Origin of the sequence: Mycobacterium sp. RTGN6, assembly GCF_033804605.1 — a bacterium.
Lineage (GTDB): Bacteria > Actinomycetota > Actinomycetes > Mycobacteriales > Mycobacteriaceae > Mycobacterium.
The window spans coordinates 288466-305093 of the sequence record NZ_JAPZKZ010000006.1 but is presented as its reverse complement, the minus strand read 5'-3'; the positions used below and the strand labels follow the sequence as shown (position 1 = coordinate 305093).

Below are 16628 nucleotides of genomic sequence, written 5' to 3'. Positions count from 1 at the left end.
CAGGAGACCCGACCGATAGGGGCATGAAATGACTGTGAATCCAACCGTCCGCCGTCGCCTCGAAGCTCAAGGCTTCTGTGGACTCGACGACAAGACACTCACCGAACTGGCGCCGTGGATGCGCTGGACGTACACGCTTGGCACGCTGGTCACGCTGATCGGTGTGGTGTTGACGTCACCCGTTGTGCTGTGGGTGCTTGCGGCAATCACATCCGTTGGCATCTTCCTCCCGTTTCACCCGTTTGATCTTCTCTACAACTACGGAATGCGCTATCTGACCCGCACGGGGCCTTTCCCCAACTCGGGCCCGCAGCGACACATTGTTTTCGTTGTCGCGACAGTGTGGCTGATCGCGGCGGGCTGGGCCTTCTACGTCGGCGCAGACATCGTGGGGATCACGCTCGGCGTCCTGCTGATTTTGGTTGGCGGACTTGCCAGCACCACGAACTTCTGCATTCCGTCGTTCATCTACAACACCGTCGTCGGTCGACGGAGTGCACCAGCGGAACGGAGGGCGTAGTGGTGGCCAAGGTTGATTTGGTACCACTGGTAGACGAAGGACTGGGGAATTCGGCCTACCTAGTCGATCTGGGTGACGGGCGAGCGCTGGTCGTTGACGTCAGCCGCGACCTACGCGCTGTTCGTGAGGCCGCGGCCAAGCGGGGTTTGACGGTAGCGTTCGCCGCCGATACCCACCTGCACGCCGATTTCCTCTCCGGTGCAAACCAACTCGCGGCAACCGCTGGAGCGAAGGTGCTCGCGTCGGCGGCAGGTCACCGCGAGTTCGCGCACGCGGGCCTGCACGATGGTGACGAGGTTGACCTGGGAGGGTTGCGTCTGCGCGCTCTGCTGACACCTGGACACACCCACGAGCACGTGGCTTTTCTCCTGCTCGATGGCGACCGAGAAGTCGGAGTGTTTACCGGCGGGTCACTCATCGTGGGCTCGGCCGCCCGAACCGATTTGATCTCGGAGGAGCGCACCGACGAATTCACCCGCGCCCAATACGCGTCACTGCACCGACTGGCCGCCCTGCCCGGTGAGGTCCAGGTGTGGCCCACCCACGGTGCCGGATCATTTTGTTCGGCGCCGCCGGGCACCGAACGCACCAGCACCATCGCCCGCGAGCTGGCTACCAACCCGCTGCTACAAGCCACCGACGAAAACGCCTTCGTGGCACAGCTTCTCGGCTCACTGGGTAGCCATCCACCCTACTTCCGCCGGCTCGGGGAGATCAACCGCATCGGCCCGCCGCATCTCGACGGTGACCCGAAACTGACATCACTCAGTGTGGACGCGGTGCGGGCGCACCTTGCCGAGGGCGCAGTCCTCATCGATGCCCGCCCGTTGGACCGCTTCGCCGCGAGCCATGTGCGCGGGGCGATCTCGATCCCGTTGCGGCCGGTGTTCGCATCCTGGCTGGGCTGGCTCGCGCCGGCCGATCGACCGCTGATCATCGTGGCGGACGCCGATCAAGACTCCGCCGACATCGCTTGGCAGGCCGCCAAGATCGGATACGACAACATCATCGGCGAACTCGACGGGGGAATGTCGACGTGGACCGCAGCTGGCCACGATACCGCCCGCATCCCGCTGACGCGGGCCGAGAATATCGACGAGCGCCGCGTTCTGGATATCCGGCAGCGTTCCGAATACCTCGATGGACATCTGCCTGGCGCGATGCATGTCGAACTCGGCGATATCCCGCACCGGGCCGCCGAAGTTCCTGATGAACCGACCGTGGTGATGTGCGGGCATGGTGAACGCGCGATGGGCGCAGCCAGCCTGCTCGAAGCGGCCGGCCACCGCGACCTCGTCGTGCTCGACGGCGGACCCCAGGACTGGGCCGCGGCTACTGGCCGTCGCTTGGACACCGGCGGGTGAGCACCACAGCTCGCCAACCGCGGCTCGGACTGCGTGCCAACCTTTCCCAGTTCTGTCTGCTGGTAGCCGTCAACGCTCTCGTCGGCGGCATGGTTGGCCAGGAACAAACCGTGCTGCCCCTGCTCGCCAAGCAAGAATTCCACCTGACTGGCTACACATTCCTGCTCACCTACGTGTTCGCCTTCGGCATCACGAAGGCCGCCACCAACTACCTCGCCGGCACCTGGTCAGACCGCTTCGGACGCAAACCCGTGCTGCTCGCAGGCTGGCTGCTCGCCATTCCCGTTCCGCTGCTGCTGATTTGGGCGCCGTCCTGGGGATGGGTGATCGCGGCCAACGTGCTGTTGGGCATCAACCAAGGCCTGACCTGGTCGACCACTGTGGTCATGAAGATCGACCTCGTCGGGCCCCGACAGCGCGGCCTGGCCATGGGTTTCAATGAAGCCGCCGGTTACGGCGCCGTCGCCATCACTGCGGTGCTGGCGGGCTACCTCGCCGCTCACTATGGTCTGCGGCCCGCGCCATTCCTGCTCGGCCTGTCCTACGCGCTGATAGCCCTAGGCGTGTGCGCGATGTTCGTCCGCGAAACCCGCGGCCACGCCCAGCTGGAAGCCAGCCGCCACCACAACACCCACCACGACGCCGCGCCGAGCAACCGCCAGATCTTCCTGCGCACCAGCTTCACCGAACCGGCGCTGTCCTCGGCCAGCCAGGCCGGCCTGGTCAACAACCTCAACTTCGGCCTGTCCTGGGGCCTGTTCCCGATCCTGTTCGCCACCACCGGAATGGCCGTCGACCGCATCGGCATCCTGATCGCGGTCTACCCGGCCGTATGGGGCGCGGGCCAACTGGGCACCGGCGCCTTGTCGGACCGGTGGGGCCGCAAGCACCTCATCACCGCCGGCATGCTCACTCAAGCCGCCGGGCTGGCGCTGATCGCCACGGGCACCACGTTCATGTGGTGGCTCGCGGCCACCGCCCTCCTTGGTGCGGGTACCGCGATGGTCTACCCGACCCTGCTGGCCGCCGTCGGCGACGTCGCTCACCCGCTGTGGCGGGCCCGCGCGGTGGGCGTCTACCGATTCTGGCGCGACAGCGGATACGCCGCCGGCGCCATCGTAGGCGGCCTCACCGCCGACCTGTGGGGGCTGCGCGCCGCGATCTGGGCCGCCGCCGCCATCACCGTCGCCTCCGGGCTCGCCGTCGCGATGCGCATGTACGAGACCCATCCCACCAGCGCAAGAACCGACACCGGCAAGTGACCAGAAACGGTCGGCAGTCACAGAGCCGGTGGAGATCGCGCTTCCCCGCCGCAGGCCTATGGCGGATCCGCCGCCTTCCGCCATTTCAGATGAGAACTCGCGACGCGACCCGCGAACCTACAGCTTCACGAGTTCATTGTGCGGAAGCGTAGAAGTGGACGCATGGACATCGGATTCATCGGACTGGGAAACATGGGCTCCGCGATGGCGGCCAATCTGGTCCGCGCCGGCCACTCCGTCACCGTGTACAACCGCTCGCCTGACAAGGTCGGCCCCCTCGAAGCGCTCGGGGCCCAGGCCGCAGCCAGCGTCGCCCAGGCCTGTCGGGGCGACGTCGTCGTCACCATGCTCGCCAACGACGATGCGGTCGAGGCGGTGTCGTTCGGGCCCGACGGCATTCTTGCGACGCTCGGCGCATCGGCGACGCACGTGTCGTGCTCGACGGTCAGCGTGGCGTTGGCCGAGCGCCTGACCGATGCGCACGCCAAGCGCAGCCAGCGGTTCGTCGCGGCACCGGTTTTCGGGCGCCCCGAAGCCGCGGAGGCGGCGAAACTGTTCGTGGTCGCGGCGGCCGAACCCGCTGCACTCCATGCCGTTTCACCGATCTTCGACGCCATCGGCCAGCGCACCTTCGTGGTCGCCGAACAGCCTTGGGCAGCGAGCCTGGTGAAGCTCAGCGGCAACTTCCTCATCGCGTCGGTGATCGAGTCGCTTGGCGAGGCGATGGCGCTGGTCGGCAAGGCCGGCGTCGACAAGGAGCAGTACCTCGACATCCTCACGTCGACGTTGTTCGGCGCACCGGTCTACGACACGTACGGCGGGCTCATCGCCCGCCGCGAGTTCGAACCCGCCGGGTTCGCGGCGACGCTGGGACTCAAAGACGTGCGACTCGTCTTGGCCGCAGGCGAGGAGCTCGGCGTCCCGCTGCCGATCGCAAGCCTGCTGCGGGACCGCTTCCTGGCGCTGCTGGCCCGCGGAGGCGGGGCGTTGGACTGGTCGGCGGTGGGGGCGCTGGCCGACTGGGAGGCCGGCGGCGCACATCCAGCCGGCTAGTTCACCACGCCGCGAAGACCATCGGCACCAAAGACGGGTTCGAGCATCGACGAGTAGTCGGGCCCGCGGCGCAGCATCTGGCCACCGTCGACGTTGATGACCTGTCCGGTGATCCACGATGCGGCATCGCTGAGCAGGAACACCGCCGCATTGGCGATGTCGGAGACCTCGCCGACTCGCGGCAGGGGCGTGTTGATCCGGTAATCCTCACTGAGCTCGGGTGAATCGATCACTAGCGCAACGAGTTCGGTGCGAATCAGGCCCGGCCTGATCGAGTTGACTCGCACCCCGGACGCCCCAAGCTCGTCAGCACCCAATTGCATGAGATGGTCGATCGCGGACTTGCTCACCCCGTAGGCGCCGAACCATCGGTGCGTGTTGCTCGCCGCGATCGACGAGATGCCGATGAACGATCCGCCCCCGCCGCGCACCAATTCCCGGGCGCTGTGCTTGAGCATGTACATGCTTCCGTTGACGTTGAGATCGACGGTGCGTCGCCACAGTTCGGAGTCGACCTGGGTGATCGGCCCGATGGTCTCGGACCCACCCGCGCAGTGCACGACGCCGTGCAGCCGTCCCGTCCAGGCGGTGGCCGCGTCGACGAACCGTGCGACCTCGTCCTCGTTGGTGACGTCGGCGGGCTCGTAGCGGGCCGACCCGCTGCCCGCTCCCGCCTGCCCGTTGAGCTCGTCGGTGGCCGCCGCCAACCGGTCGGCGTTGCGGCCGACGAGCATCGCGTTGCCGCCCGCGGCGACCACGGCAGCCGCCACGCCCTTGCCGATTCCGCTGCCACCGCCGGTGACGATGAAGGTTCTATCCGCCAACGAAAGCTGCACCGCTGTCCTCCGATTCGAGACGTCCACAAGTGTCAAAACTGAAACACGTTCTCGTCATCGAACCATGCGCCGTCACGCGGCCGACGGGGTACCGCCGCAGCCGCTCGCCAGCAATGACACAGCTCGCGCACAGTCAGTTGTCAGAAACGGCACGGCCGCACCAGTTTTCGGCTCGATCAGCCGCTCAAGTCGACCTGCTGCGCGTATTCTGAGCTAAGCAGCGTGCCTGCGAAATCGATGACACCACTACCGAAAGCGAGCCATGGCGACCCCAGAGTTCTCAGTTCGACGCCTCATCCTCACCGGAGGATTCGCGGTCGCGGTCGCCGCGGCTCCGGCGGTCGCCGCCCTTGCCGTGCCGTCCGCTCCGGCCCCATCCGTCGCGGCGTGCCCCAACGGCGAGATCGAGGACACCTTCACCACCACGTGCACGCCGGAACTGGTGCCGAACTCGCCCGAGTTCGGCTCGACGTCGCAGGGCGGGCTGCCCTCGGTCGACGGCATTCCGTGCACCGGAGCCAACTCAGGTCAGTGCATCGGCCTCTCCGAGGATGCGCCGTCCTACGTGCCGCCGTCCTCCAGCGTCGGCAGCAGCCCGACCGTGCACGGCGTCGCCTAAGCGCTATCCCAGCGCCGATACGGCCGCAACCTGTCGCGACACGTTCTCAGGGAACTGGTGGAACCTGTGCAGATTTCCTGCAGCTTCCATAGACTTCATCCCGACGACACGGTCAATAACGACAGAAAGCGTGACGATGGGGACCTTCGAGAGCTCAGCACGACGACTACTACTTGCCGGCGGTTTCGCGCTCGCTGTCGCAGCGGCTCCTGCCGTCGCCGCGTTTACGGCGCCGTCGGTCGGGCCCGCATCTCACGTCGCCGCGTGCCCGACCGGTGAAGAGGAAGACAACTTCACCGGCGTTTGCCTTCCGCACACGGTGCCGAACTCGCCCGCTTCCCCGTTCGGCAGCATCCCCGGGAACCCCGACATCCCCGAGATCGACGGCATTCCCTGCACCGGACACAACTCGGGTCAGTGCATCGGTCTTGCCGAGGACGCACCGGCCTACGTGCCGCCCACGTCCAGCGTCGGCAGCTCCCCCACGGTCCACGGAATGGAGTAGTCAGCCGACCATTCCCTGGCTGCTGGACGAATCGCCTAGAGTGGTTTCATGGCAGCCAAGACTGATCACGCCGAGATCGACGACGTCGAACCCGTCGCCGACGACACCGCGAGCCAGGCCCGACGCGTAGTCGCCGCGTACGCCACCGACGCCGACGAGTGCCGGGTATTCCTGTCCATGCTCGGCATCGGACACGCGAAGCTCGACGCGTAGTGACGCCTGGGGGAGGCACCGACGCCGCCTCCGGGACCTCCGACTTCGTCGTGGTCGCCAACCGGCTGCCCATCGACGTGGAGCGGCTGCCGGATGGCACCACCACGTTCAAGCGCAGCCCTGGCGGTCTGGTGACCGCGCTCGAGCCGCTGCTGCGCAAGCGCCGCGGAGCCTGGATCGGCTGGCCCGGCATCACCGACGGCGACGAGGATCCCCTCGTCGAGGACGACCTCGAGATGCGTCCGGTGCGGCTGTCCGCAGCCGACGTCGCCGACTACTACGAGGGCTTCTCCAACGCCACGCTGTGGCCGCTGTACCACGACGTCATCGTCAAGCCGATCTACCACCGCGAGTGGTGGGACTCCTACGTCGACGTGAACCGCCGTTTCGCCGAGGCTACGGCCAAGGCCGCGGCACCCGGTGCGACGGTGTGGGTGCAGGACTACCAGCTGCAGCTGGTGCCCAAGATGCTGCGCATGCTGCGACCCGACCTGACGATCGGGTTCTTCCTGCACATCCCGTTTCCGCCGATCGAGCTCTTCATGCAGATGCCGTGGCGGACCGAGATCATCGAGGGGCTGCTTGGCGCCGACCTCGTCGGGTTCCATCTGCCGGGTGGCGCGCAGAACTTCCTCATCCTGGCCCGACGGCTCATCGGCGCGAACACCTCGCGCGCGACGGTAGGGGTTCGGTCGCGGTACGGCGAGATCCAGGTCGGCTTCCGCACGGTGAAGGTCGGCGCCTTCCCGATCTCCATCGACTCCACAGCTCTCGACACCACGGCCCGCAACCGCAGCGTCCGGCAACGGGCCCAGGAGATTCGCGCCGAGCTCGGCAACCCACGCAAGATCATGCTCGGCGTCGACAGGCTCGACTACACCAAGGGCATCAACGTTCGGCTGGAGGCGTTTTCGGAGCTGCTCGAGGAGCACCGCGCCGATCCTGAGGACACCGTGTTGGTGCAACTGGCCACCCCGAGCCGCGAACGCGTCGAGAGCTACATCGCGATGCGCGAGGACATCGAGCGTCAGGTCGGCCACATCAACGGCGAGTACGGCAAGGTCGGGCATCCGGTCGTGCACTACCTGCACCAGGCGGTGCCGCGCGACGAACTGATCGCGTTCTTCGTCGCCGCGGACGTCATGCTGGTCACCCCGCTGCGCGACGGCATGAACCTGGTGGCCAAGGAATACGTGGCGTGCCGCAGCGATCTCGGCGGGGCGCTGGTGCTCAGTGAGTTCACCGGTGCCGCGGCGGAACTGCGCCAGGCCTACCTGACCAACCCGAATCACCTTGACGGCGTGAAGGACTCGATCGAAGAGGCCCTGAACCAGTCACCCGAGGAGGGGCGGCGCCGGATGCGTGCGATGCGCCGTCAGGTACTCGCGCACGACGTCGATCGCTGGGCTCGGTCGTTCCTCGACGCGCTGGCGTCGACGCGCGACGCGGAGTCAGCTAGATCGGAGTGATGTACTTGATCTTCCATTCGCCGCTTTGCTTCTCGTAGTCCACGCGGAGTCGACTGCCGTCATAGATCGGCTGCTTGGACTTGTCGGTCACGGTCCGGTTCATGAACACCATCACCGACCCTGAATCGCGATGGGCGTCAAGCATTCCCGCGCCGACGACGTTCGCCTGGCTGACGAGTTGGCGTTCGCGCGCCTGCGGGATGATGTCCTTGGCGGCGCGGTCCTTGAACTCCCGCTCGTAGTCCGTGGTGAGCAGCCGGGCGGCGTCGTCGAGGCTGCGTTCGACGGTCTGGTAGTCGTAGCCGAAGATCAGCGGAATCTGTTCGGTCGCCAAGGCGGGCAACGTGTCCGACGTCTGCTTCGCCTCCCGGGTCTCGACCCGCTCCCAGTACAGATACCCGCCGAGCCCGGCCAGAGCGACGACCCCGACGGCCACCAGCACGCCGACGAAGGCCACCAACCTGGCGGCAACGCGGCCCATCAGTTGCCCCCGTCCGGGTACTTGAGGTCGTAGCCGGTCATGTGGCCGTTGTCGTCCTCGTGCACGATCACGCGTAGCCGGTAGGGCTTCGACGGCGAGTTCACCCCGTCGATGTCGGTGACGGTGACGCGTACCGCCACGAGCACCGACGCGTTCTTGGCGATGTCGTCGATCTTCTCCAGCGCCGCGCCGTTGACGACGGCCTCGGAGTTCGCCTGGGTGTCGCGGAAGATCGCCTTGAGGTTGTCGACGTTGTTGCCCTGACTCATCATGTCGCGCAACGGCCCAGAGATCCCGCCGACGAAGCGGTTCACGCTCTCGTCGATGGTGTTCTGGGTGTAGCTGAACATGTTGACGACGGTCTGCGACGCGGTGTCGACGAAGCGCTGATTGCGCGCGTCCCTGGCATCCGCGTTGCGCTGCGAGTCGGCGGCGAAGGCCGTTGCCAAGCCGAGCACGAGCACGAGCACCGCGAGCACCCCGAACGCGGCGACGACGACCTTCCCCCGGCTCGGCTGGCGGCGTGGCGGCCGGCCGAAGGCGTTGGTCGTGGCGCGCGGTCTCTCGGTCGCGGGCTTCGCGACGGTGATGGCAACCGGTGCTGGGCCGACGTCGTCGGTCGCTGGCCCGGCCGCGCGCGACGCACGGCGCCGCGTGACCGCCCGCGAGGTGGTCGTCTCGGACGTCGCCTCGTTCGTGTCCTTCGGGCCCATCACACCTTCCGTGGATCCAACATCAGGTCTACCCACGTCTCCGCGGGGGCCAGCTTGTCTGTGCCAGCGGCGTAGACGCCGGTCCCCCCGGCGGGGTCGACGAAGACACCCGTCCTGGAATCGTACGTGGCCGTGGCGGGGGCACTGGCCTGCGGTGGGCCTCCCTCGGCGGGCAGCGGGGCTGGCGCTGGAGCCTCGGCAGGCAACGGGTCAGGGGCCGGCGCCGCGGGTGCCTCACGAGCGTAGGGCGGCAGCACCTGATCCGGCGGGGCGAAGAACGGCCAGGGCGGCGGCGGCACCCCGGGGTCGCTCGGCGGCACCGGAAGCGGGAACGGCGCCTGCGGCGCGGGACCGGGGCCCGGTTGCACACCCGGCGGCAGCTGCACGGACGGAGGGCCCGGGTCGTAGTCCGCGGCAGGCGGAATGTAGGGGAACTTGTTGGGCGGCGTGATGTTCCGCGGGTTGGTGACCGGGTAGTCGTACGGCACCGGCGGTCCACGCCACGGGTTGGTCCCGATCGGGACGTAGCCCACCGGATCCCGGCACAGCTGGACGGTCGGGGCCCGCTTGCCGGGGAACTCCTGGCACGGGTAGTTGCGCGCGCCGCGGACCACCGCAGCATCGTTCTGCGCCGTCTTGCAGTAGAGGTCGGTCGGCAGGTCGCGCAGCGTGGTGTCGGCAGGCGTTCGGATCAGCGGAGGCGGGATGAATCCGGTCGAACAGGGCGGTGGGTCGCCGAGGTCGACCTTGAAGTCGAGCTTTCCGCCCTCGTCCGCGGGCAGTCCGCCGCCGACGGTGATGAGCGCGGCCATCAGGGCGGGGAAGATCACCAGCGCCTGTTCGATCGACTTGTGGTAGATCACGCCGATGCGGCCGAAGTTGGCCAGGTTCGCGGCCAACATCGGGAACGTCGGACGGATGCCGTCGAACGTGGTGTTCGCCGCCTCCGTCGCGCCGGGCACGGTCTGCAGCACGGAACGCAGCTGCGGATCGGCGTTGGCGAGTTCGGTGGTGAAGCGGGCCAGCCCCTCGGCCGCCGACTTGATGTCGTCGCCCGCGGCGATCTGAGAGTCGAGGAAGGGTCCGGCCTGGTCGATCAGCTGGGTGGTCTGGCCGTAGTTCGAGTTGGCCTCGTCGATCAGCAGCCGCGACGACTGGATCAGCCGCGCCAGCTCGGGCCCGGATCCGTTGAACGCCTTGAACGTTTCGCGAAGCAAGTCCTGGATTCGGCTGTCGCCGACGCTGTTGACGAGCTTTTCGGCCTGGGTGAGCAACCCGGCGATGTCCTGGCCGATGGCGGTGTTCTCGACGCCGATGCTCGACCCGTCGCGCAGCGTCGACGAGGACGCGTCATCCGGGGGCACCAGGTCGACGTACTGCTCGCCGATGGCCGACACGCTCTTGACCGTGGCCTTGACGTTCTCGGGGACGGGCGTGTCCTTGTTCAGCCGCATGCTGGCGACGACACCGTCGGCGGTGAGCCCGACGGACTCGACCCGGCCGATGGTGACGCCGCGGTAGGTGACGTTTGCGTTCTGGTACAGCCCGCCAGCGGCGACGAAGTCGGCGGTCACGTCGTAGCTGCCGATGCCGACCGCGGACGGGAGGTGGAGGTAGAACGCCGAGATGGCGCCGACGCAGAGCACCGTGACGATCGCGAAGATCGTCAACTGCAGACGGGTTAGCCGGTCGAGCATCAGGGCACCGCCTCGGTGTGTTGAGTCGCGCTACCGGGCGGGATCTTGAACGGATCCGCGGCCTGACCCGAGAGGTTCGACATCGCGCCGGTCAGGAAGTCCGGCGGGTTGATGACCTCGTCGAGATGCTTCATGTTGGGGTCGAAGCCCTTCGAGGTGGTGAACACGGACTCACCGGTGCGCCGCACTGTCAGGTCGAACGTGACGAACACGTTGAGGTAGTCGCCACGTACGGCGTTGCGCAGATACTTGTACTGGAACGGGAACGTGGGCAGCAGCTCGAGGTCCGAGATGAAGTCGTCGGCATTGTCGTTGAACGCCTTGATCACCGGGTAGAGGTCCTTGAAGTCGGCGGCGAAGTCGGACTTGGTCTCCGACAGCACGTGAGAAGCCACGCCGGCGAACTCACGCAACGCAGTGAATGCGTCGACGAGGTTGGATCGATTGTCGTTCAACACCTTCAGCGCGCCGGGCAGCGAGTCAAGGGCTCGGCCGAGATTGTCCTTGCTTCGGGCCAAGATGCCCGCGAAGCGGTTCAGCCCCTCGGCCGCGGTGATGATGTCGGCGGTCTGCGCATCCAGTGAGCTGGTCAGCTCCGCCAGCCGCGGGATCAGCTCGGCGAAACTGCCCGCCCGGCCCGCCACCGCGGCGAAGGCCTCGTCGGTGATGTCCTGCAGCGCACCGAGATTGCCCTTGTTCACCACGACGCCGAGCGACGACAGCACCTCTTCGGTGGTCGGGTAGCGGCCGGTGCGCTCCAACGGGATGTTGGAGCCCTCCTTCAGCCTGCCCTGCCCGGACCCGTCCACGGGCCGAATGAGCTCGACGTGCTGAGAACCCAGCAGCGAGGTCTGCGCGACCGTCGCGCTCGAGTTGTCGGGCAGGTCGACGCTGGAGTCGAGCGACAGCGTCACCGCCGCGAAGAACGTGCCGTCGGGCCGCTGCACCGCGTCGATGCCGGACACGCTGCCGACGGTGACGTCGTCGACCATCACCGGTGAGTTCTGCGGGAGCGTCGCCACGTCGGGCAGCTCGACGGTGATGTTGTACGAGCCGGAGCCGTGGCCCGCGGTGCCCGGCATGTCGAGCGAGTTCAGCCCACCGAACGAGCAGCCGGCGAGCAGAACCGTGCCGGAGCCGAGCGCCACCGCCCTCCGGCCGGAGCGCAATACCTTGCCACGCAACGTCTTACGCACTACCCACCTCCCTGTTCAGCGGGAAGCGGCTCGACGGGCGGTGGGCCGGGTAGCGGGCCTGCCCCCATCGGCGGGGGTTCCGGCACTGGGCCTGCCTGCGAGACCTGACCGACCACGGGGGGTGGCGGCAGGATGAGGTCACTCAACGTGCCGTCGGGGTTCATCATCGGCGGCGTCACGCCAGGCGCCGGATTCCATTGCAGATACGGCACCGGGGTCTGAGCCTTGGCCTCGGTCTCCGGGGTGTCGTAGATGATCTGGCCCTTGTACGCCGTGATGCTGTTGATCGGGTGGAACAGGATCGGCGGATAGTTCACCGCCAGCCGTTTGAACACCGGTCCCATGCGCTGGCGGCAGATCTCCGCGCGCTTGTAGTTGTCGGGTGAGGCGCCGACGTCGAACGTACCGCCGCAGATGAACTGGACCGGGTTGGAGAAGTTCGGCAGCGACAGCAGCCCGCCGACCGTGCCCTGTGCCGGGTTGTAGATGTTGTAGAAGTTCGCCAGGCCGTTCGGCGTGATGTGCAGCACCTGCTCGATGTCGTCACTGTGCTCGGTCAGCATCGTCGTGAATTCGGTGAGCTTGCTGATCTGGCCGATCAGCGCCGTGTTGTTCTCGTTGAGGAAGCCCTTGACGTCAGCAAGGGCCTGGTTCAGCGTGCCGAGGGTGGCGTCGAGGTCGACCGAGCTGTCGGCCAGCACCTGCGACACCGAGGCGACGTGGTTGGAGAACTGAACGATCTGCTCATTGCTGTTCGACAGCGCGTTGACGAGCACCTGGAGGTTGCGCACGGTACCGAACAGGTCGGTGCGCGAGTCCCCCAATCGGCCAGCAGTTTGCGATAGTTCGCGCAACGCGTTGCGGAACGAGTCGCCGTTGCCGTCGAAGGTGTCGGCGGCCTGGTTCACGAACTCGCTCAGCGGCCCCTGCATCGAACCCTGCTGCGGTCCGAGTTGCGTGCTCAGCGCAGTGAGCTGTTCCTTGACCTCGTCCCACTCCACCGGAACGCCCGTGCGGTCGAGGCCCACCTCGGCGCCGTCGGCCATCGCGGGGCCGCTCTTATAGGCCGGCGCAAACTGAATGAACCTGGCGGACACCAGGTTCGGGGCGATCACGATCGCCTTGGCATCGGCGGGCAGCTTGACGTCGTCACGCACCTTCATGGTGACCTTGACGTCGGTGGCGCGCGGCTGAATCGACTCGATGGTGCCCACCGGCACCCCGACCACCCGCACGTCGTCACCGGGGTAGAGCCCGACGGCGTTGGTGAAGTACGCCACCACCTTGTGGCCCTGGCGCGCCGGCCAAACCAGGTAGACGCCACCGACCAAGGCGGCCACCAGCATGCCCACCACCGCCAGCCGCAGCCAGCGTGAGCGCGAGGTCGTCGAATTCTCCTGTGTCATGGGGACTTCGGCCTAATGATCATGCGCTCGGAGATGTATCCGCGCAGGTAGTCGGCGAGGCTGTCGGGCAGCTTGCCCGGCTGGAAGTAGGTGTCGAGCAACACCTCGGAGAGGCTGGCGGGCGGCAGGCCGTACAGGTTGATCTGGAAGCCAGGTCCAGAGCCGACCACTTCGCCAAGCGCTGTCGCGTATGGCGGGAGCCTGCGCAACGCCTCGCCGATGTGTTCCTTGCGCTCGAGCAGGTTGTCCATCACGGCGTTGAGCTTGTCCAGGGCGGGCTTGAACTCGCGGCGGTTGTCGGCGACGAAACCTGAAAGCTGTTGAGAGACATCGTCGATGCCTGAGATCAGGTTGCTCAGCGCCTGCCGTCGCTCATCGAGTGCGGCGAACAGCAGATTGCCATCGGTGACCAGTTGGTTCACCTGGCCCGAGCGCTGCGCGAGCGTGTCGGACACCCGCTTGGCGTGCACCAGCAGCTGTTGCAGCGCCTCGTCGCGCTGGTTCAGGCTGCGCGAAAGGTTGGCCACCCCGTCCAGCGCGCCGCGGAGTTGCGGCGTGGCGTCCTTCAACGTGGCGGTCAGGGTCTGCAGCGCCTGCTCGAACTTGGGCTTGTCGAGCTCGCTGGCGGTCTCGCCCAGGTCCTGAAGCGCGGTGTTCAGCGTGTACGGAGTCGTGGTGCGGCCCAACGGGATCACGGTGGCGTTGCCCGTGCCCTGTGGCGACACCCCCAGCGACTTCTCGCCAAGCACCGTGTCCGTCTTGATTGCGACGAGCGACTGGTCGCCCACCCTGATGTGGCGGTCGACGGTGAACGTGACCTTCGCCGTATCGCCCGCCAGTTCCACGTTCGACACCTTGCCGACCTTGATGCCGGAGACGTTCACGTCGTTGCCGGGCACGATGCCGCCCGCGTCGGTGAAGAAGGCCGCATAGTTCTTGCCCTGCGGCCAGAATGGCAAGCCGGTGTAGCCGAACGACACCAGTACCAGGCACGCCACCACTGCGATGCCGAAGATGCCTGTGCGGATGGCATTTCCGCCGTCGGGCCTAGCCATTCTCCGAGCACCTGCCCTTCGAGGGATCGGGTGGACCGCCGAACGGGATGAGGATGTCGCTGCCGGCAGGCCCGTTGATCTTCATCCGGATCGAGCAGTAGTAGATGTTGAAGAACGATCCGTACGCGCCGAGCGCGTTGAGTCGCAGGTAGTTCTCCGCGAGCGGTTCGATGACCTTGTTGACGTCACCCTTGCGTTCGTCCAACCGCTGCGCGAACGGGCGGAGGTTTTCGATGACGCCCTGAATGGGACGGCGGCTCGTCTGCAATAGCTCGGTGAGGTCGTTGCTGGCGGAGGCGAGCGGTGGGATGGCGCCGGCGACCGGGTCGCGGTGCTCCGCGAGGCCAGTGATGAGCTGCTGGAGCTGGTCGACGCTGGCGTCGAACTGCGCGCCCTTGTCGTCGACGGTGGCCAGCACGGTGTTGAGGTTGTTGATCACGTCGCCGATGAGCTGGTCCCGCGCGGCGAGGTCCTGGGTGAAGGAGCTGGTGTTCGCAAGCATGTTGGACAGCGCCCCGCCCTGACCCTGCAGCAGTTCGATGACGGCATTGCTGACTTCGTTGACCTTCGTACCGTCGAGTCCCTTGAGCACCGGGCGCAATCCGCCGAGCAGCGCGTCGAGGTCAAGCGCGGGCTGGGTGTTCTCCTTGGGGATGGTGGCCCCGGCCGGCAACTTGCGCAGTTCGCCTGGGCCCGAGGTGATCTCGAGGTAGCGGTCGCCGACGAGGTTCTGGTACCGCACCGCTGCCCTGGTGGAGGTGTACAGCTGATAGCGATCGTTCACGTCGAACGCGACGTCGACGGTGTTGTCGGGGTTGAGCTTGATCTTCTTGACCGAGCCGACCAGCACGCCTGCGATGCGGACGTCCTGGCCCGACTTCAGCCGCGATGCCTCAGTGAAGGTCGCGTGATAGGTACCGCCGCCCGCGAAGCGGAACTGCCCGAACACGACCACGAGCCCCGCCGCAACCAACAGCATCACGATGGTGAAGATGCTGACCTTGATCAGATTGCTGTTCTTGTTGGGCATCAGTAGTCGTCCCGTTCCGCGTACGCCCCGTGGAACAGGAACTGCAGCGTCGAGGGTGCGTCGAACTGCAACTCGGTGTTGGGCTGGAACGGAATGTAGGCGTTGTCGGTGACCAGGAACGGCGTGTGGTACCACGACCCGCCGAACTGCTTGGTCGGTACGTCGGGAAGACCGCGGCAGTTGGGGCCGCCGGAGGCGTTGACCATCGGCAGGCTCTCCGGGTAGGTGTACGCCGGTGCGCCAGGCAGGAAGTTCGACGCCACGAACAAGCCGGGTCGGACGCCGCCGATGACGGGTGCGAACGTGTCGAGCGCCTTCTTGGTGCCCTTCAAGATGCAGCCAAGCTCTGGCGAGTAGTCCCCCACCACTTTCAACGGCGCGCGGAAGCGCTGGATGGCGGCGATGAAGTCCTCGGCCGCGGGGGCAAGCGTCGCGGTGCCGTTGTTGGCCAGCCCCGTGGCGGCCAGCAGCGTGGCGTTGAGGTTGTCCTGCTGGTCGATGATCGTGTTGCTGATCGTGGGCGCGGCGTCGAAGACCTTGGCCAGGTCGGGCGCTGCGTCGCCGTAGACGTTCGCGACCACTGCCGTCTTCTGGAAGTCCTCTTGCAGCGTGGGCAACTTCGGATTGAGTTGCTGCAGATAGTAATTCAGCCCTGAAATCGTTGCGCCGAGGTCGTCACCGTTGCCGCGTAGGCCCTCCCCCAAGGCCGTGATGGTGGCGTTGAGGTTGATCGGGTCGACCTTCTTGAGCACGTCGGTCAGCGTCTGGAAGAGCGTGTTCACCTCGAGCTGCACCGAGGACGCCTGCACCTGCGCGCCGGGCCGCAGCGTGTTGCCCGACGGGTTGTCCGGCGGCACGAACTCCACCGCCTTGGCCCCGAAGACCGTCGTGCCGCCGATGCGTACGTTCGCGTTGGACGGGATGTAGGGCAGCTGGCTGCTGTCGATCGCCAGGGTCAGCTTGGCCTGATCCCCTGCGTACTCGATGTCCTTGACCTTGCCGATCTGGATGCCGCGGTACTTGACCTTGGCGTCCCGCTCCATCACAAGGCCGGCCCGTGGCGACAGCACCGTCACGGTGTCGACGCTCGTAAAGACGGCGGTGTACGAGAGGTAGGTGAAGACGACGGCGGCCACGACGGCCGCCGCGAGGATCGCCGCAGCGATCCGGACGTGGCTGCGCTTCGCATCTTCTCCTGCCATCGGTGCC

General features: G+C 66.7%; 17 protein-coding genes. 8 read left to right on the top strand and 9 right to left on the bottom strand.

What is annotated here, in order from left to right; translation table 11 throughout:
• Positions 1–28: 28 nt before the first annotated feature.
• From SLQ33_RS16930 to SLQ33_RS16915, 4 genes are all read left to right on the top strand, one after another.
• On the top strand, positions 29–520 hold the full coding sequence (locus tag SLQ33_RS16930) for a DUF4395 family protein (protein WP_319455016.1): 492 nt from the start codon (positions 29–31) through the stop codon (positions 518–520).
• 2 nt (positions 521–522) lie between these two features.
• A complete protein-coding gene (locus SLQ33_RS16925; protein WP_319455015.1) occupies positions 523–1884 on the top strand; it encodes a rhodanese-like domain-containing protein in 1362 nt (453 codons plus the stop codon).
• Entirely contained in the window at positions 1881–3146 is a 1266-nt protein-coding gene (locus SLQ33_RS16920) for an MFS transporter (RefSeq protein WP_319455014.1), read from the top strand. Before SLQ33_RS16925 ends, SLQ33_RS16920 begins: the two co-directional genes overlap by 4 nt.
• A gap of 162 nt (positions 3147–3308) precedes the next feature.
• The gene (locus SLQ33_RS16915) at positions 3309–4199 is read left to right on the top strand and encodes an NAD(P)-dependent oxidoreductase (protein WP_319455013.1); all 891 of its coding nucleotides are present in this window, start codon (positions 3309–3311) and stop codon (positions 4197–4199) included.
• Here SLQ33_RS16915 and SLQ33_RS16910 read toward each other — a convergent pair.
• Positions 4196–5035: an SDR family oxidoreductase gene (locus tag SLQ33_RS16910; RefSeq protein ID WP_319455012.1), complete on the bottom strand. Its 840-nt coding sequence runs from the start codon at positions 5033–5035 to the stop codon at positions 4196–4198. The two genes, SLQ33_RS16915 and SLQ33_RS16910, sit on opposite strands and share 4 nt — an antisense overlap.
• A 262-nt stretch (positions 5036–5297) precedes the next feature.
• On the opposite strand from SLQ33_RS16910, the gene SLQ33_RS16905 reads away from it, so the two are divergent.
• From SLQ33_RS16905 to SLQ33_RS16890, 4 genes are all read left to right on the top strand, one after another.
• Entirely contained in the window at positions 5298–5654 is a 357-nt protein-coding gene (locus SLQ33_RS16905; RefSeq protein ID WP_319455011.1) for an intersectin-EH binding protein Ibp1, read from the top strand.
• A 136-nt stretch (positions 5655–5790) separates the two neighbouring features.
• Positions 5791–6159, top strand: a complete 369-nt coding sequence (locus tag SLQ33_RS16900) for an intersectin-EH binding protein Ibp1 (protein WP_319455175.1) — start codon at positions 5791–5793, stop codon at positions 6157–6159.
• Between the two features lie 48 nt (positions 6160–6207).
• Entirely contained in the window at positions 6208–6372 is a 165-nt protein-coding gene (locus tag SLQ33_RS16895; protein WP_319455010.1) for a hypothetical protein, read from the top strand.
• Positions 6372–7841 (top strand): trehalose-6-phosphate synthase, encoded by a 1470-nt coding sequence (locus SLQ33_RS16890; protein ID WP_319455009.1) that lies wholly within the window; start codon positions 6372–6374, stop codon positions 7839–7841. Before SLQ33_RS16895 ends, SLQ33_RS16890 begins: the two co-directional genes overlap by 1 nt.
• Here SLQ33_RS16890 and SLQ33_RS16885 read toward each other — a convergent pair.
• The 8 genes from SLQ33_RS16885 to SLQ33_RS16850 are packed head-to-tail and all read right to left on the bottom strand — an operon-like array spanning position 7828 to position 16621.
• Positions 7828–8322 (bottom strand): mammalian cell entry protein, encoded by a 495-nt coding sequence (locus SLQ33_RS16885; RefSeq protein ID WP_319455008.1) that lies wholly within the window; start codon positions 8320–8322, stop codon positions 7828–7830. The genes SLQ33_RS16890 and SLQ33_RS16885 overlap by 14 nt on opposite strands.
• The gene (locus tag SLQ33_RS16880) at positions 8322–9035 is read right to left on the bottom strand and encodes a mammalian cell entry protein (RefSeq protein WP_319455007.1); all 714 of its coding nucleotides are present in this window, start codon (positions 9033–9035) and stop codon (positions 8322–8324) included. Before SLQ33_RS16880 ends, SLQ33_RS16885 begins: the two co-directional genes overlap by 1 nt.
• Positions 9035–10732 carry an MCE family protein gene (locus SLQ33_RS16875; protein ID WP_319455006.1) on the bottom strand — a complete coding sequence of 566 codons (1698 nt, stop codon included), beginning with the start codon at positions 10730–10732 and terminating at the stop codon, positions 9035–9037. The genes SLQ33_RS16880 and SLQ33_RS16875 overlap by 1 nt, the downstream gene beginning before the upstream one ends.
• Entirely contained in the window at positions 10732–11928 is a 1197-nt protein-coding gene (locus tag SLQ33_RS16870; RefSeq protein WP_413467715.1) for an MCE family protein, read from the bottom strand. The genes SLQ33_RS16875 and SLQ33_RS16870 overlap by 1 nt, the downstream gene beginning before the upstream one ends.
• On the bottom strand, positions 11928–13334 hold the full coding sequence (locus tag SLQ33_RS16865) for an MCE family protein (RefSeq protein ID WP_319455005.1): 1407 nt from the start codon (positions 13332–13334) through the stop codon (positions 11928–11930). Before SLQ33_RS16865 ends, SLQ33_RS16870 begins: the two co-directional genes overlap by 1 nt.
• Positions 13331–14389, bottom strand: a complete 1059-nt coding sequence (locus tag SLQ33_RS16860) for an MCE family protein (protein ID WP_319455004.1) — start codon at positions 14387–14389, stop codon at positions 13331–13333. The genes SLQ33_RS16865 and SLQ33_RS16860 overlap by 4 nt, the downstream gene beginning before the upstream one ends.
• A complete protein-coding gene (locus SLQ33_RS16855) occupies positions 14382–15419 on the bottom strand; it encodes an MCE family protein (RefSeq protein WP_319455003.1) in 1038 nt (345 codons plus the stop codon). The genes SLQ33_RS16860 and SLQ33_RS16855 overlap by 8 nt, the downstream gene beginning before the upstream one ends.
• Complete coding sequence (locus SLQ33_RS16850) at positions 15419–16621, bottom strand: MCE family protein (protein ID WP_319455002.1); 1203 nt, start codon at positions 16619–16621, stop codon at positions 15419–15421. Before SLQ33_RS16850 ends, SLQ33_RS16855 begins: the two co-directional genes overlap by 1 nt.
• Positions 16622–16628: the final 7 nt, after the last annotated feature.

Coding starts and splice junctions, on each gene's coding strand:
- SLQ33_RS16915 (WP_319455013.1), top strand. CDS start 3,309: ATGGACATCGGATTCATCGGACTGGGAAACATGGGCTCCGCGATGGCG.
- SLQ33_RS16865 (WP_319455005.1), bottom strand. CDS start 13,334: ATGACACAGGAGAATTCGACGACCTCGCGCTCACGCTGGCTGCGGCTG.
- SLQ33_RS16850 (WP_319455002.1), bottom strand. CDS start 16,621: ATGGCAGGAGAAGATGCGAAGCGCAGCCACGTCCGGATCGCTGCGGCG.
- SLQ33_RS16885 (WP_319455008.1), bottom strand. CDS start 8,322: ATGGGCCGCGTTGCCGCCAGGTTGGTGGCCTTCGTCGGCGTGCTGGTG.
- SLQ33_RS16855 (WP_319455003.1), bottom strand. CDS start 15,419: ATGCCCAACAAGAACAGCAATCTGATCAAGGTCAGCATCTTCACCATC.
- SLQ33_RS16880 (WP_319455007.1), bottom strand. CDS start 9,035: ATGGGCCCGAAGGACACGAACGAGGCGACGTCCGAGACGACCACCTCG.
- SLQ33_RS16895 (WP_319455010.1), top strand. CDS start 6,208: ATGGCAGCCAAGACTGATCACGCCGAGATCGACGACGTCGAACCCGTC.
- SLQ33_RS16860 (WP_319455004.1), bottom strand. CDS start 14,389: ATGGCTAGGCCCGACGGCGGAAATGCCATCCGCACAGGCATCTTCGGC.
- SLQ33_RS16875 (WP_319455006.1), bottom strand. CDS start 10,732: ATGCTCGACCGGCTAACCCGTCTGCAGTTGACGATCTTCGCGATCGTC.
- SLQ33_RS16905 (WP_319455011.1), top strand. CDS start 5,298: ATGGCGACCCCAGAGTTCTCAGTTCGACGCCTCATCCTCACCGGAGGA.
- SLQ33_RS16930 (WP_319455016.1), top strand. CDS start 29: ATGACTGTGAATCCAACCGTCCGCCGTCGCCTCGAAGCTCAAGGCTTC.
- SLQ33_RS16900 (WP_319455175.1), top strand. CDS start 5,791: ATGGGGACCTTCGAGAGCTCAGCACGACGACTACTACTTGCCGGCGGT.